The organism is Candidatus Poriferisodalis sp. (assembly GCF_965214215.1).
Classification (GTDB): domain Bacteria; phylum Actinomycetota; class Acidimicrobiia; order Acidimicrobiales; family Poriferisodalaceae; genus Poriferisodalis.
The window spans coordinates 2,341,741-2,357,461 of the sequence record NZ_CBDCBD010000003.1 but is presented as its reverse complement, the minus strand read 5'-3'; the positions used below and the strand labels follow the sequence as shown (position 1 = coordinate 2,357,461).

The following is a 15,721-nucleotide window of genomic DNA, read 5'->3' as shown; positions in this document are numbered from 1 at the left end:
TTCGACAGTCTCGCTGCGAACGGCGTTCGGATGATCTTCGTCTTACTGCCCGGCGGCGGGCTTGTCGCGGCACGCCGGCAACAGCGAGGCGAGCACATCTCGCACGCAGTTCTGGCACCTGGCGGTCCAGTGCTCGCCGCGGGCGAGTTCCGGATGGACTTCGACGGCTCCGCGATGGTGGTCTCAGAACTCAACGACATGAGCGGCCACTACCGGCCAGGTGCAGACGCGCTCGCTCTCGCGAAGGAGACGTTCGAAGCAGCCGGAATCGACGTTCGACCGAGTGGGGTCACCTCGTACGATTGGGAGACACCATGAGCGCCATTGAAACCAGCGCCGGCCAGCCAGGTAACACACCGCATGGCGCGGTGGAGGCGGCACTGGAGCGCATCGCACGGGCGACGCGCTTCTATGACTTCGAGAACGCATGGATCTTGGGGCTGCGTGCAGCTTCCACATCGGATGACAACGAACTGCGTGACCGAGTGCTTATGGCCGCGGGCAAGCGGTTGAGCGCGTTGGGAGAACTGAAGGACGACGTTGCGCGGCGACGCTGGCTTGATCAGATTGCCGACGAGGTGAGTCTTCGCAGCGACGGTGAGCTCAGCAGCGAACTGGAGAGGGTGGCCGTTGCCGAACTGAGAAAAGCATTCGCCCGCGCTGCCGACGACCTTTGCAAATTGCGGGAAGCGATCGCGTCAGGTGAGAGCCTCACAGAGTTCGCCGCTCGACTCCCCCGGCCGGCCAATCGCGTCCGTGATCTCGGACGAATAGCGGAGTCGCTTCGCAGCACCGAATTGCTCGTGCTTTGCTCCGCAGAGGACTACGGGCTCGCCCGCGAATTGGCGCGAGCGATGAAGCCTCCCGTCCACCTCGTACCCACCGTGCCGGACCCGTTGCGGGTGAGTCGGGACGACCTGATCCAGTGGGCTAAGTCCGGAAACGCGGACAAGGAGTTCCCGCGGCTGGTGCGCAGCCTCATCGCCGAGACCGAGCCGTCAGCCGAATGGATCGACATGCCTGCGGGAACAGGGGTGGCATTGCCTGGCTTCGACGGGGTGGTGAGATGCACCCGCGGGAATCGCTACGTGCCCGCGGGGAAGTCGATATGGGAGCTCACGACACAGCAGGGCGACACCGACCGCAAGGCTGCCGACGACTACACGAAGCGAGCGCAGAGTTCGTCGCCCGATCAACGTGCCGAGCTTGCTTATGTGTCGGCCGCGTGCGCCCCTTGGGCCAAGAAGCGGTCCTTTGAGAGCGAACGCTCGGGAAACGGCGACTTCGACCGGGTCAGGGCTCTGGGCGTTGACGATCTGGAAAGTTGGCTCGAGTGCGCTGTCGCCACGACAGTCTGGATGCGTGAACAGATCGGCCGGCCGACTGCCGGAATCACACTGCTGGCCAAGTGGTGGAAGAAGTGGCTGGCAGCGACCGACACGCCACTGGACGAGAGCGTGGTGCTGGCAGGGCGAGAGCAAGATGCCCAGGACCTGCTTGATCGCTGCAAGGCGAGTCGGGGCGCCATCACCGTTGGCGGCCAGGTACACCGTGACGAGATCATCGCGTTCGTCGCTGCGGCGCTCGGGGGTGACGCCGAGGACGGGGATGCGGACCATGTGCTCTACGTGGACAACCGCGAAGCGGCTGCGGCGTTGTTCGCGCAGGATGCCCTGACCACTCAGCCAGGCCTGCCGTCGAGTGCTGGCGTGCTGACCATGGTGGTGCCGTCGGCGGAGTTTGCAAGGCACCTGCCCGCCGGGGGCCCACATCGCATGATCGTGCCGACACCTGGCAGCCCACAGGCAGACGTCACGCTGGAAGCTGTCGATTCGGAGGCGGTCGCGAAACGGCTCGAATTGGCGGGATTCGAGCTACACGAGGCCCACGAACTCGGCAGCATCGCTCGCACCAGCTTGATGACACTGCAGCGGCGCCTGGCCGAGCATCCGGCTTTGCACACGCCGGCGTGGGCCAAAGGGCACATAGACAGGGACGTACGACGAACTCTGCTCCTCGGCAGCTGGAACAACGCTCGCCAAGGCGACCGCGAAATGGTGGAGCGGTTCGTCGGACGCTCATGCGGTGACGTGACCGAAGATCTGAGAAAGATGAACCCCGGAGATGCACCGATGGCATCAGTCGGTGAACTGTGGCATTCCGTGTCGCCAGCGGACACCTGGGTGCTACTGCGAGATCGGATCGACGATGCCGATGTTCAGGCGTTTGCTGACGTCGCGCATGACGTGCTCACTGCCATTGATCCGCTCAGGGGCTTGTCCGGCGACGAGTTCTTCCGTGCGCAGATCGAAGGCGTAGAAGCAAAGTATTCGCCTCATCTTCGACGCGGAGTCGCAACGACGCTCGCGCTGGCGGGGAGCGACCCGCCTGCGGGCCAAGGTGCTGCCGCGTCAGCCCAAGGGTTGGCGGACGGTGTCGTCCAACGCTTGCTCCAATCAGCCATGGACGATGCGACGCCACGTACTTGGACAGCGATCTCCGACACGTTGCCGCTGCTCGCTGAAGCTGATCCCGACGCAGTGCTGCAAGCTCTCCGCAAATGTCTCGTTGATCAGCATGCCTTCACGGAGGTGATTCTCGCTGACAGAAACCGAGACTTGATCGACATTGGGCCCTCGCGGCCGTGTCTTCGCATAATGGAGACACTGCAGCTCGTCGCATGGTCGCCCGACCACCTCCACCCGGCGACTGATGTGCTGGCCCGACTTGCCGGACGCCACCCTGACGGGCAACTCGGGACCTCGCGAGGTGGACGAGACCTCAACGGTTCGCTGCAGAGCCTCACCTCGGTCATGTGCCCGTGGATGCCGCACACCTCGGCGACCGTCGAAGTCCGATTGTCGGCGGTTCGAATGCTGCGACAGTCCGTTCCAGGAGTCGCGTGGCCTCTGATGCTGTCGATGCTGCCGAGCCGCCACAGTGTCCAGACATCGGGAAGTCCACCTCGTTACCGAAACTGGAGGCCCATTCAGCCCACAGTCAGTCGCCGCGAATACGCCGAGACGGTCTCGACCGTCGCAGCGATGCTCCTTGATGACGTCGGCCGGGACCCTCAGCGCTGGGTTGACCTGATCGTCCGCATGGGAGACTTTCGGAGCGAGACCCGTCAAGACCTGGTTCATCGTCTCCGCGGGGTTGCCGAGAGCTGGCCCGACGAGTCATTGAAGGACTTGGTGTGGCCCGTGCTTCGGAACTTCGTGACGCACCACCGGCAGTTCAGCGATACCGAATGGGCACTTCCCGTAGCCGAACTCGAACCGCTCGACGGAGTCCTCGGCCTCCTGCGACCATCCGACACCGGTGTCTCCTACGGGCACCTCTTCTCGTCGGGCACCCCAACCATCGAAGGCGTCGACATCGCTGCGGGATGGCAAGCCCGTCGCGAGGCACTTGAACAGAAGCAATCCGAGGCCATCGACGAGATCCTGCACGACCGCGGGTTCGAAGCGGTGCTTGAACTTGCCGCCGACGCAGACCGGCCCGATCAGGTTGGCGGCGCCCTCGCACGAAACAAGCCGCCTCGCGACCGAGAGGTTGTGGGAGCGCTGCAATCTGGAGACGACACCAACACGCGATTCGCCATGGGCTATTTCAATCGTCGCTTTGCTGCGTTGGGCTGGGACGGCATCGAGCAACTGCTCAGCGAGCATCGCTTGGCTCCTCGTGAAGGAGCGGCCGTCCTTCGCTCTGCGCCTGCGGACTTCGAGGCATGGAAGAGCGCCGACGAGCACCGATCCGACGTTGCCTCCGCGTACTGGGAACAAGTCGGCCCGTACGAGTTGGGTCACTCGCACGCGATTGACGAATTGCGTTCCATCTGTCGTCACCTGCGTGACGCCGAGCGGCACGATGCCGTACTGGAGTTGCTCTGGCGTGAACTCGGAAGCCATTGGTCAAGTTGTGAATTCGCTTCGGAGGTGGCCGAGAGCCTTGAGCACTGGCTGAATCATCTCGCCGACGCCTCGGATGTGTCAGCACTAGCTCGGCCAGACCTCATCGAGCTCCTCCGCGTCCTCGACGCACACCGCGATTGCACCGGCATCGATCGTCTTGCCATGCTCGAATGGCACTTCCACGCGCTGCTCGAACACGTTCCGAGCTTCAAAGCACCCAACCTGTACCGAGGAATTGCTAGCGATCCTGAGATGTTCGTGCACCTCGTCGAGTTGGCGTTCAAGCCCGCCAGTGCCGAACCGAGCGACGAGCTTGCGCAGGACGAACACCGACAGCGCATCGCATTGAATGCCTACAACGTGCTGCACGAGTGGCCGGCGGGGCATTTCGCCCCTGGCGTCGACGACGACGGCACCCCAAACGCGAGCCAGCTCGACGAATGGATCGACGGAGTACGCGCGGGTCTGACGGATATTGACCGACGTTCAGTGGGTGACTGCATGATCGGCACGGCGCTCGCCGCGTCCCCGCCGGATCCCGACGGCACCTGGCCCGCCGAGGCCGTTCGCGGACTACTCGAGCGACTGGACAGCGACGAGGTCGACGACAGCTTGCTCATCGCCGTTTACAACCAGCGAGGCGTCACCTCACGCTCGCTCACCGATGGTGGCGCCCAAGAACGAGAGCTTGCTGCGAGTTACTGGGAGAAGGGTCGCCGGTTCCGAGAGTGGCCCCGCACCAAAGCCGTCTTCGACAAGTTGGCCAGCGGCTACGAACACGACGCTGGTGTCTGCGACCGCGAGGCCGAGGTGCGTCGTCGAGGACTGTGAATGCCGACCGGCCACACGAGATCTCGGTGATCCCACCTCGGGGCGCGAAAGCTGCCAGCCGGGACCTCAGCGCGATCGCGGCGATCTGCGCAACCACTCTGCATCTGGTGTCGGTTGGCCCATTGGCGTCGGCTAGCAGTCGGCGAGTGCTGCGAGCGCGTCGCAGACTTCGATGCGCCGCCATCCGATGGCGCCGATTCGCTCGGTGAGGAACGAACGTCGGATCGGCTGCAGGTTGTCGAACGATGCCGCGCACTCGGACGCCGTCCCCTCGTCGGGGCCGAGCCGGAGTTCGGTCGGAATCGAGCGCACCGTGCGCGTCACCGGGGCGACCACTATCCACGTCAGCACCGGCACAGCGTCGCTACGAGTAACGACCAACACCGGGCGGCGCTTGTCGTTGACCTCGGCCCACCACACTTCGCCCTGGGCGGGCATCACCACGGCTCTTCAGCGATCATCGCTGCCGTGGCTGCGTCTGCCCATCCCACCTCCTGCTCGCTCTGAGGATGCCGCCGGTAACCCTCCACAATGGCATCGCCGATGCGCTTGCGCCGATGGACATCGATGAGGGCCGTGAGGCCGCGTCTGACCGCGTCTGAGCGAGATTCGACCGCTCCCGCTGCCACCAGCTCGTCGATCTGGCCGGCAACAGCCTCGTCGATGCGAGTCACGAACTGTGCCATGCAATCAGCATAGCGATATACATTGCACCCGCCGCGAGGCGACATCGCAGTAGTTCTGGGCTGGAGGGACTAGCAGGGTGGGCCGGCGTCTGCGAGGAGCGCCGCTACTTTAAGCGCCACTTTCGTCATAGCCGAAGGCATGGCCGTGTCGGCGAAGGGCCTGACCAGGTAGCGGACTTGGGGCTCGACATTCGGGTCGTCGGGCACTGAGACCACTGCGAGTCGCCAGCGGTCCGGGTCGTTCTGGGCGTGGCGCACTTGGCGGGCGCTGACGTGAATCTCGTCGGTGCGGGGCAGGTGGCCTTTCACCTCGATGAAGTAGTGGTCGCCGGTGTCTGGATCGACGGACATCACGTCGAAACCTGGGTTCGCGTGCTCCTGCTCGGTCGGGAGGCGGCCCAGTGCCCGCTCTGCAGCCATGACGGCAGCCACCGCTCGCCGATCGGTCTCGGCTTTGTCAGCCACGGCAGCCGGGTCTGGAGGCGCCCCTGCAAGCTGGTCCAGCAGTCCTTGGGGCACCACCACGGCCGCGGCGACGACGGTGGGCGGGCTGCTGTGCAGGTCGGCTTCTGAGTCGAGCTCTGCACGTCGGCGCAGCAGTCGCGATGCCAGCTCGTCGGCACGTGCCCGTGCTCGCCCCGAATTCAGCCTTGGCTTCCCGCCTGCGATCTCCTGAGCCTTGATTTCGTTGGTGCGTCTGTCCCAGTAGCGAATCTCGGACTCCAGCCGAACCCGCACCGCTTCGCTCACGCGGTCGACCCGGTCTTGCACCACAGCCGCCACCGACTCGAAATGTGGCCCGGCGAGGTGCTCGATGGCCCAATCACGCGCCACCGATTCGGCCGCTCGACACGCCCAGGCGGTGTCCAAGTCGCCGACAAGCTGTGCCTTCTGTTCAGCGGATAGCGACTCGTAGCCCAGGTAGGGCTCCGCGCCGGGGTCGCGGGCTGCGCCTTCCCGGTCGACTTCCACGTATTGAAACCGGCGTGACACCACCTGACGGGCACCGTTCACCATCCGACCATCGGTGACCACATGGTCCAGGTACACGAGCAGCCGCGGCTCGGTCGAAGGATCGCCGGTGTCCACCAGGACCGTGCCGCGGTGCAACGCGTCACCGTGACCGGCGAGCGCCTTGCAAGCCACTGCCGACAGCAGCGCGCTCCCTGGCGAGATCAGCTCGGCACGGTCACCGGCGCCACCCGCCTTACGGGCGGACTCGGCGTCGGGCGCCATGCAGTCCTTGTCGAAGGTCACCCGGACATAGCGGTCGTGGACGGGGCCCAGCGATGGATCAGCACTCGCCCTGACCGAGGCTGGCACCCGCGTGATCTCGTACCGGCCACGCTCGCGGCCAGAGATGCGCCCTCCGTACAGCTGCAACGCCTGGGTGAAGAAGTCGTGCACGAACCACGGCTGCAGCTTGCGGGCGCGGGCCTCTTCCATGCGACGGCGTACCTCGTCGTTCGCCCCGGCATCGGCCATGCCGGCGATAAGCGCACGCTCCTCCAACACCTCACGGAGCTGCTCACCGATCTCGCCGTCGATGATGGTGTTCATCCACTCTGCGTGGGCTGGATCGGTGTCGGCCTGAATCGCTTTCATCAGCAATTCCCGGAGCGACACGTTGATCTGAGCGTCGCCCAGCACGTCGTACACCTGATCGCCGTACACCTCGCGCTGCTGCTCGATCTTGGCGAACAGCCGCTCAAAAACCTGGCCCTCACGCGTCTCGTGGGCCACCAGATTCCACAAGTGACATGGCAGACGCTGGCCGATCCGGTGGATGCGCCCGAAGCGCTGCTCGATGCGGTTCGGGTTCCACGGCAGGTCGTAGTTGACCATCATGTTGGCGACCTGCAGGTTGACGCCCTCACCAGCCGCATCGGTGGCGACAAGCACCGACACCGTCGGGTCGACGCGGAAGCGATCCTGAGTGGCGCGGCGGTCCTGGCGCCTCATGCCGCCGTGGATCGTGACGACCGCCTCCGGTCTGCCGAGTTCGGCGGCGATGCGGCCCGACACATAGTCGAGCGTGTCTCGATGCTCGGAAAAGACGATCAGCTTGCGGGCGTCGACCGTGCCGTCGTCTGCCGTTCCGGACAATCCAGCACCGAACTGCTCGGCACGAAGCAGATCCCGCAAGCGAGTCCACTTTGCATCCACGCCGCTGTTCCGCACGCCATCGGCCAGGTCCACCAACCGGTCCAATGTCCGCACTTCGGCTTCGAGTTCGTCGGCAGTGGCGGCCGCCGTTGCGGCGTCGACGGTCAGATTCTCCAACTCGGCAAGCTCGGCTTCGTCGAAGTCATCGAAGTCAAAGTCCTCAAGATCGGCAATGCGGACTCCCTTGGGAAGCTCGGGCACCGGAATTGGCGCCCCCGTGGCAGCGAGCTGTCGAAGCTCCGCTGCTTGGCTGGCGAGCCGGTCGCGCCGACGCCGCAGCGAGTGGTAGATGGCTGCGGGCGAGGACGCGAGCCGGCGTTGCAGGCCTGCGAGCGCAAAGCCGACGATCACACCGCGCTGAGCGTCGCCTTCGGCCGTCATACGCGCTGCTCGGTTCATCTCTTCACGGACGTAGGACGTGACCGATTCGTAGAGATTGGTCTCGGGTTCTGACAGCTCGAACTTCAGGCTTTGGGCGTACCGCTTCGGAAACAGCGGCTTGCCCTCGAAGGTCCGCAGGTTCTCTTTCACCAACCGGCGCATCACATCGCTGACGTCGGGCACCTCGGCCGGTCCCCCACCGTCGCTCATGGCTCGCAGGCGTCCCTCGAAGCGCTCGGGATCGATCAGCGTCATGAACGCGAGGAAGTCCTCGTTCTTGCCGTTGTGGGGTGTCGCGGTCAGCAGCAAGAAGTGACGTGTGCACTCGCGGAGCACCTCGCCGACCTCGAAGCGTTTGGTGCGGCGCAGCTCGTCGCCGTAGCGGTGCGCAGACATCTTGTGGGCCTCATCGACGATGACGAGGTCCCATTCGGATGCCTTCAATCGATCCTTCAACCCGTCGGAACGAGCCACTTGGTCGACGCGGGCGATCAGCAGGTTGCGCTCGACGAATGGGTTGCCGGTGCGGGATGCTTCGATGCTCTCGCGTGACATCAGATCGAAGGTCAGGCCGAACTTGTCCCACAATTCGTCCTGCCACTGTTCGACCAAGCTGCCAGGCGCCACGATGAGACACCGGGTCACGTCACCGCGAAGCATCAGCTCGCGGATGAGCAGCCCCGACATGATCGTCTTGCCCGCACCAGGATCGTCGGCCAGCAGGAACCGCAGCGGCTTGAGAGTGAGCAAGCGGTTGTAGACGGCATCGATCTGGTGCGGGTACGGCTCGATATTCGAGGTATCCACCGCTGCGAACGGGTCGGCGAGGTGGGCCATCTGCATGCGGCGGGCTTCTGAGGCCAGCTTGAACATGGCGCCGTCCGCGTCAAACGACCAGTGGCTCTCCGCGGCCTCGTGGATGTCGGCAAGATCGGCCGCTGTGATGAGTCGTTCCCCGAGAAGGCCGTCCGCCGTGCGGTAGGTCAGCGTGGCGGACGCAGGCCCGTGCACCTGGGCCGCCACGACAGTGACGTCAATGCCCGCAACGACACCCGACAGCCGCATCCCAGCGGCGACGTCACTGAATTCCATCTCGGGGCTGTTTGGGACTGTCGGTGGCTAGGCGGACGTGCTGGATGTCGCAAGCGCGTCGACCCTGTTGACAATCGCCCGAAGGTCGACGCGCATTTCGTCGATGCGACGGTCTATGCCGTCGACGCGCTTGTCGAGACCTTCGAACCGATGGTCAACGGCATCGAAGCGAGCATCCTTGCGGCCATTCTGGTTGTTGAACCGATGGTCGATGGCATCGAAACGGGCATCCAAGGCGTCGAAGCGGGCATCCATGCAGTCCTTCTGGTCGTCGAAGCGCTGATCCAACGCATCGAACCGGACGTTGAGGAGATCGACGATCGCATCCATGCGGTCGTTCTGGTCGTCGAAGCGGTCGGTGATGCCCCCGAAGCCCCACTTGATCAGCGCCCACACACCGCCAGCGAACGCAATAGCGGTGGCGGCGAATACCGTCAGCACCGGCGGCACGCTCGACCAATCCATGCCTCGACGTTACGCGAAGTCGAGCGCACCGCAGATGCATCATTCGGAGTTCGCTGTTCGGGCCCGGAGGCGGTGTCGATGGCGATGTGCGCGACAAGAGCGGCAGACGCTGCCGCGGTAGCGTGCGATGCTATGGCAAACGGCGCTGGTTCGGAACGGGGAACGCTCGCAGTCACAGGCGATCCGGCGGCCGATGAGCTGGTGCTGGACGACCCGTTCTCGTTGCTGCTGGCGATGATGCTCGACCAGCAAATCCCCATGGAATGGGCGTTCAAGGGCCCTGCCCGATTGGCTGAACGCCTTGGCGATCGATACTCGGTGACAGCCATCGCCGCCATGGAACCCGACGAGCTCGAAGCTGCCTTCAAGGAAAAACCGGCAATCCACCGGTTCCCGGGTTCTATGGCCCGGCGATGCGGCGAGCTGGCCCGCCACGTCGTCGAGCACTACGACGCCGACGCAGGTGCCGTCTGGGCCGACGTGCGCAGCGGCAAGGCCCTGTTCGATCGGCTGCGCGCCCTTCCCGGCTACGGCGACGAAAAGGCCAAGATCTTCGTCGCCATCCTGGCCAAGCGGTTCGGGGTTGCGCCTCGCGGGTGGAAGGCCGTGGCCGGCCCGTTCGCCGACCGACACCCCCGCTCGGTGGCCGACATCGACGGACCTGAAGCCCTCGCCGAGGTCCGCATGTGGAAGAAGAACCAGAAGGCCGCCGGCAAGACCAAGCAGGACTGAGGCCCGGCCGAACCGAGCTGGCCCGGCTCATCGCCGCAGCACAGCGCTTGGGTTAGGTGCCGAGCAGCTCGGCGGCCAGGTCCCGCAGCTCGGCCTTGAGCACCTTGTTCGACGGGTTCAGCGGCAGCGCTTCGACGGTGGCTTCGGGGTTGTCGAGGTACCCAGCCATGACGTTGTACCCGCGCACCAGAATCTCGCCGGGCTGCCCGATGGGCAGGTCCCGTCCCTCGTCGTCGACGATACGCAGCTCGACGCCGTCGAGCGCTCGGCCGCTGGTGGTCGCCACCAGCTCGGGCGGGTCGTCGGCCGCGCAGATCGCTGCCAGCCCGTGCGTTTCGGTCATGCCGTAGCCCGTGAGCACAACCTCGAAGCCGAGGCGTTCACGCATGGCCACGACAGTCTCCACCGGGATGGCCGCGGCACCGGTCAGCGAGGAACGCAGACTGGAGGTGAACATGACCAGGCCGAGATCATCGCCCGACGCAGCCGCACACCTTCGTGCTGCCTCGGCCGCAGCCTCCGGCGTCGCTGAACAGCCGCGCCGCCCGGTCGACGAGGTCGGGATAGTTATCGGGTATCGCCTCAGACATCACCTCAGACATGGCGGACAGTCTCGCGGTTGGAGCAGTCCGTTTCCCTGCCGGCGCAGGCGAGACTGCCACAGTGGAAGAGTTGACGCGCCGGTGGCGCAAGAGCGACAGCACAGTGAGGACAGCCCGATGATCGTCTGCTGCGGCGAAGCGTTAGTCGATGTGCTCGACGGGGATGCGGCCCGTTGGGTACCGGGCGGAGGGTCGATGAACGCGGCAATCGCGGCCGCTCGGCTCGGTGCTCCGGCTGCCTTCGTCGGCCGGGTGTCGGTCGATGCGGAAGGCGAGCTCATCTGGCGCCACATGGAACACAGCGGTGTCGATTTGCGCGCCTGCGAGCGAGGCACCGAACCCACGGCCAGGTCGATCATCAGCCTCGCGCCCCGGCCGTCATTCCGCCTCGAGGGCGACAACACCGCCGACACTGCTCTGCGGAGCGCCGACTTGGCTGCGCTCGGCCGCGGGCCGCACATCCTGCACGGCGGCACCCTGGGCATGTTCCGCGGGCGAACCGCCGACGTGCTGGCCCGTCTGGCCGGGCGTCACGACGGCCTCGTGTCGCTCGACCCCAATGTTCGGCCGGCGATCATCGATGACCGGGATCGGTGGGACCACTTCCACCAGCGCTGGCTGAGCGCCTGCGACCTCTACCGAGCATCCGATGAGGACCTGTCGTGGATCTGGCCCGGCCGCGAGGCCGACGATTGCGCTGCAGAGTTGCTCGCCGGGCGGATCACGACGGTGATGGTCACCCGCGGCAGCCAGGGCGCCACCGTGTACACAGCCGAGGGCCACTTGGACGTGTCGGCCTTGTCGATCGACACCGTTGACACCGTCGGCGCCGGCGACTCGTTCGTCGGCTCGGTGCTGGCGTCGCTGTGGGATCGGCTCGGCGCCGACCGTTCAGCGCTCGTCTCGCTCAGCCTCGCCGATTGGCGTGCGATCGCAGAGCGAGCTGCGGCCGCCGCGGCGATCACATGCTCGCGACATGGCGCCGATCCGCCGTTCGCCCACGAATTGGAGACGAACGTCGAGCGGCCGGCGTCCGGCGGCCGATGACGGGTGACGGGTGACCGATGACGGGTGACCGGCGGCCGATGACCGGAGACCGATGACCGGAGACCGATGACCGGAGACCCATGAGCGGTGGCCGATGACCGGAGACCGATGACCGGTGGCCGATGACCGCGGCCTATGACCGATGACCTGAGCGACGCCGCCAGCAGCAGCGGTGCGAGCCGCTCTCGGGCTCAGGCGTTCTGCGCCAGCGCCTCGCTGTGGATGAAGTGAAAGTACCCGTCGGGATCATCCGCCCACGCCCGCCAGCCGGCGGCGATCTGTTCCATCTCGTCAGCCGTCGCGTAGCCGTAGGCGACGGCCTGGCGAGCAAAGCTGGTGTTCAGGCAGCGATCGGCCCATGAGTAGCCCCAGTTGCGACGTGTCTCGGGCGTCCAGAACTGCCACACCGATGCCGACATCGCCACATCGGGCAGCCCGGCCGCACGGAACCACGAGAACAGGTGGCGGCCGGCGTCGGGCTCCGCGTCGTTGTGGCGGCACACCTGCCGGTACACCTCGCGCCACCGGGTGATCTCGGTGCTGGACGGGTAGCCCCGCATCGTCGAGTAGTCCGAGTCGCGCACCGCCACCCAGCCACCGGGGCGCACCACCCGGGCCATCTCGGTGATCGCCGCCACCGGGTCCGACAGGTGCTGGCAGACCTGATGCGCGTAGGCCACGTCGAAGGTGGCGTCGTCATAGGGCAGCTCGTATACGGACTCGTTGGCCAGCGTCACGTTGTCGACTCCGGCTTCGGCAACCGTGGCAGACGCGGTCTCCAAGATCTCCTCGGTGACTTCGATGCCGGTGACGTGGCCGCGCTCGGCCCAGCGGGCGAGCCCGACGGTGATCGAGGCCGGGCCGCAGCCGACATCGAGGATCCGCGCATCAGGCTCGATCACGTGACGGGCGAACGCGGCACAGTCCTCAGCGGTACGCCTCGCGTGCTGAGCGACCACCGCCGGCTGATGGCCGTGGGTGTACACGTCGCCGCCGGTCACGGCGGCAGCGTACGACACCGGGCCGCCAGTCACGCCGGCAACGCACAACCAGGCCCCCGGTCACAGCGACAGCGCTCGGCACAGGGCCACCGGTCACAGCGACAGAGCTCGGCACAGGCCCACCGGTCACAGCGACAGAGCTCGGCACAGGCCCACCGGTCACGCCGGCAACGCACAACCAGGCCGCCGGTCACAGCGACGGAGAAATGAGCACGCCGCACCGATCCGGTGTCACAGCGCGTCACTAGCCTCGCCGGCTATGGCTGGATCGATCCTGGGCAACGAAGTCCGACGAACCGAAGACCCCGAACTGCTGACGGTCGGCGGCCGATATGTCTATGACCACACCGCCGAGGGCATGTGCCACGCAGTGTTCGTCCGCTCCCCAATCGCCCATGCGCGCCTCGACGATATCGACACCAGTGAGGCACAGCAGGCGCCGGGCGTGATCGAGGTGATGACTGCTAGCGAGCTTGGTGTCGCGCCGCACCACGGATTCGTCAAGGTGGCAGACGAGTTCGCTCGCCCGCCGCTGGCGACCGGCAAGGTGCGCTTCGTCGGCGAGGCCGTCGCCGTGGTGGTGGCCGGGACCTTGGCCCAAGCAGTTGACGCCGCCGAACTCGTCGCCGTCGACTACGAACCGCTGCCCGCAGCTCCCGATGCCGAGGCTGCGCTTGCCCCAGGGGCGGCAGCGCTCTTCGAGGAACGGCCCAACAACGTCGCCACCGAGATCACCGATCCGCCCGGCATCGACCCGCTCGCCGGCGCGGCCCACGTCGTGCGGGGCCGATATGTCAACCAGAAGATCGCTGCGGTGCCGCTCGAGCCGAACTCGTGCGCCGCAATGCCCGGCGACGACGGCCGCATGACGGTGTATTGCGCGACGCAGATGCCGCACCTCACCAAGATGCAGCTCGCAGGCGCGCTCGGCTGGGACGCGTCGCGGCTGCGCGTGATCGCACCACATGTCGGCGGGGGCTTCGGCGCCAAAGCCGGCCTGTACCACGAGCACACGGTGGTGGCGGCCCTGGCCGACCGTCTGGGCCGCCCGGTCACTTGGACGCCGGGGCGCAGCGAGGACATGACCACGCTGGCTCACAGCCGGGCCCAGGTGCAATACGCGGAACTCGGCGTTCGCGACGACGGCACCTTCACCGGGCTGCGGGTGCGCCTGGTGGGAGACACCGGCGCCTACCCCAACATCGGCACAATGCTGCCGGCGGGCACCAAGCGGATGTCCAACGGCACATACGCGTTTCCCGCGATCCGCTTCGATGTCGCTACTGCGGTGACCAACACGACGCCGACCGGTGCATATCGGGGTGCCGGACGGCCTGAAGCGGCTGCCCTGCTCGAGCGCCTCGTCGACCAGGCAGCCATCGAGACTGGCATCGATCCCATCGAGATCCGCCTGCGCAATTTCATTTCCCCCGGTGCCTTCCCCTTCGACACGCTCACCGGCGTGACCTACGACAGCGGCGACTACGCCCTGCCGCTGCGGCGCGCGGTCGAGCTTGCCGGTTATGACGATCTGCGGGAAGAACAGCGTGCGCGGCGTGAGCGCGGCGACGTGCGGCAGCTCGGCATCGGCATCGCCAGCTTCGTGGAGATTACCGCCGGCGGTCTGACCAGCGAATTCGCAGCAGTGCGCATCGAGCAAGACGGCGGGGCCACCATCCGTGTCGGCACCAGCGCCCACGGCCAGGGGCATCACACCACGTTTGCGCAGATCGTGTCGGCTCGCACCGGCATCGACGTCGAGCAGATCGGGTTCATCCAGTCCGACACCGACTTGGTGCCCCGCGGCGGCGGCACGGGAGGCTCCCGTTCGGTGCAGGTGGGCGGCTCGGCGGTTGCCAACGCCACCGATGTGCTCATCGATCGGGCGCAGCGGCTCGCAGCGCACCTGCTCGAGGCCAGCGTGGATGACATCGTGCTCGACGCGGCAGTGGGCACGTTCAGCGTGGCTGGTGTGCCGGCTCGTTCCGTCGGCTGGGCTCAGCTGGCCGCCGCGATCGACGATGCACCCGAGGGTTTGCTCGGCGACCCGACAGAGGCCGAGACGAACGCTGTCGAGCGGGGCGAGCCCGTCGACCCAGGGCTTGCCGCGCAGCTCGACTTCGACCAGGGCGAGGCCAGCTTTCCCTTCGGCGCGCACGTCGCCGTGGTGGAGGTCGACACAGACACGGGCGAAATCCACTACCTGCGACACATAGCTGTCGACGACGCCGGCACGGTAATCAACCCGCTGCTGCTCGCTGGCCAGCAGCACGGCGGTATCGCCCAAGGGGCTGCGCAGACGCTGTACGAAGAGGTGCTCTTCGACGACGACGGCAACCCCCAGACCGGCACGCTGATGACGTACCTGTTCCCGTCGGCCGCGGAGTTCCCCCAATTCGAAGTCCACAGCACGCAGACGCCTTCGCCGCTCAACCCGCTGGGTGCCAAGGGCATCGGCGAGGCCAGCACCATCGGCTCGACGCCGGCGCTGCAGAATGCTGTCATCGATGCGGTAGCCCACCTCGGTGTCCGGCACATCGACATGCCCATGAGCCCGCGACGGGTGTGGGAGGCGATCACTGCGGCGCGAGCAGGCAGCCCAGCCGATCCGTGGCGGGAGCCGCCTGAGGTCTTCGCCGCTCTGGCAGCCGGCCAGGCGGTTGATCCCGAGGGGCTTGCAGCCGCCGAAGGCATCTGAACATGCCGCAGCGGCGCCAGCCCGGTACCTGGCTGCGGGGCACTCGATGTAACGACTGTGTGCACCGATCAAGCTGCTGGCGTCGCATCGCGCACCGGCCGAGCCG

General features: G+C 66.3%; 12 protein-coding genes. 5 read left to right on the top strand and 7 right to left on the bottom strand.

What is annotated here, in order from left to right:
- Positions 1–30: 30 nt before the first annotated feature.
- On the top strand, positions 31–318 hold the full coding sequence (locus ACOOF5_RS12985) for a hypothetical protein (RefSeq protein ID WP_420439788.1): 288 nt from the start codon (positions 31–33) through the stop codon (positions 316–318).
- Positions 315–4,745: a hypothetical protein gene (locus ACOOF5_RS12980; protein ID WP_420439786.1), complete on the top strand. Its 4,431-nt coding sequence runs from the start codon at positions 315–317 to the stop codon at positions 4,743–4,745. Before ACOOF5_RS12985 ends, ACOOF5_RS12980 begins: the two co-directional genes overlap by 4 nt.
- Positions 4,746–4,877: 132 nt before the next feature.
- On the opposite strand, the gene ACOOF5_RS12975 is transcribed toward ACOOF5_RS12980, so the two are convergent.
- The 4 genes from ACOOF5_RS12975 to ACOOF5_RS12960 all read right to left on the bottom strand — a co-directional run bounded on the left by ACOOF5_RS12975 (position 4,878) and on the right by ACOOF5_RS12960 (position 9,535).
- Positions 4,878–5,183, bottom strand: coding sequence for a type II toxin-antitoxin system PemK/MazF family toxin (locus tag ACOOF5_RS12975; protein ID WP_420439784.1), 306 nt, complete (start codon positions 5,181–5,183; stop codon positions 4,878–4,880).
- Entirely contained in the window at positions 5,183–5,431 is a 249-nt protein-coding gene (locus ACOOF5_RS12970; RefSeq protein WP_420439782.1) for a hypothetical protein, read from the bottom strand. The genes ACOOF5_RS12975 and ACOOF5_RS12970 overlap by 1 nt, the downstream gene beginning before the upstream one ends.
- 69 nt (positions 5,432–5,500) lie before the next feature.
- Positions 5,501–9,070 carry a helicase-related protein gene (locus tag ACOOF5_RS12965; protein WP_420439780.1) on the bottom strand — a complete coding sequence of 1,190 codons (3,570 nt, stop codon included), beginning with the start codon at positions 9,068–9,070 and terminating at the stop codon, positions 5,501–5,503.
- A 27-nt stretch (positions 9,071–9,097) separates the two neighbouring features.
- On the bottom strand, positions 9,098–9,535 hold the full coding sequence (locus ACOOF5_RS12960) for a hypothetical protein (protein ID WP_420439778.1): 438 nt from the start codon (positions 9,533–9,535) through the stop codon (positions 9,098–9,100).
- Positions 9,536–9,667: 132 nt separating this feature from the next.
- Between ACOOF5_RS12960 and ACOOF5_RS12955 the strand changes: the two genes are divergently transcribed.
- The gene (locus ACOOF5_RS12955) at positions 9,668–10,267 is read left to right on the top strand and encodes an HhH-GPD-type base excision DNA repair protein (RefSeq protein WP_420439776.1); all 600 of its coding nucleotides are present in this window, start codon (positions 9,668–9,670) and stop codon (positions 10,265–10,267) included.
- 52 nt (positions 10,268–10,319) lie between these two features.
- On the opposite strand, the gene ACOOF5_RS12950 is transcribed toward ACOOF5_RS12955, so the two are convergent.
- Both ACOOF5_RS12950 and ACOOF5_RS12945 read right to left on the bottom strand, forming a co-directional pair.
- Positions 10,320–10,724 (bottom strand): AMP-binding protein, encoded by a 405-nt coding sequence (locus ACOOF5_RS12950; RefSeq protein ID WP_420439774.1) that lies wholly within the window; start codon positions 10,722–10,724, stop codon positions 10,320–10,322.
- A gap of 13 nt (positions 10,725–10,737) precedes the next feature.
- The gene (locus ACOOF5_RS12945; RefSeq protein ID WP_420439772.1) at positions 10,738–10,869 is read right to left on the bottom strand and encodes a hypothetical protein; all 132 of its coding nucleotides are present in this window, start codon (positions 10,867–10,869) and stop codon (positions 10,738–10,740) included.
- Between the two features lie 117 nt (positions 10,870–10,986).
- Between ACOOF5_RS12945 and ACOOF5_RS12940 the strand changes: the two genes are divergently transcribed.
- Positions 10,987–11,916: a PfkB family carbohydrate kinase gene (locus ACOOF5_RS12940; RefSeq protein WP_420440991.1), complete on the top strand. Its 930-nt coding sequence runs from the start codon at positions 10,987–10,989 to the stop codon at positions 11,914–11,916.
- Between the two features lie 191 nt (positions 11,917–12,107).
- Here the strand turns inward: ACOOF5_RS12940 and ACOOF5_RS12935 are convergent, their stop codons facing one another.
- Positions 12,108–12,917 carry a methyltransferase domain-containing protein gene (locus ACOOF5_RS12935; protein ID WP_420439770.1) on the bottom strand — a complete coding sequence of 270 codons (810 nt, stop codon included), beginning with the start codon at positions 12,915–12,917 and terminating at the stop codon, positions 12,108–12,110.
- Between the two features lie 259 nt (positions 12,918–13,176).
- Here ACOOF5_RS12935 and ACOOF5_RS12930 point away from each other — a divergent pair, with 259 nt between their 5' ends.
- Complete coding sequence (locus ACOOF5_RS12930; protein WP_420439768.1) at positions 13,177–15,615, top strand: xanthine dehydrogenase family protein molybdopterin-binding subunit; 2,439 nt, start codon at positions 13,177–13,179, stop codon at positions 15,613–15,615.
- Positions 15,616–15,721 lie beyond the last annotated feature (106 nt).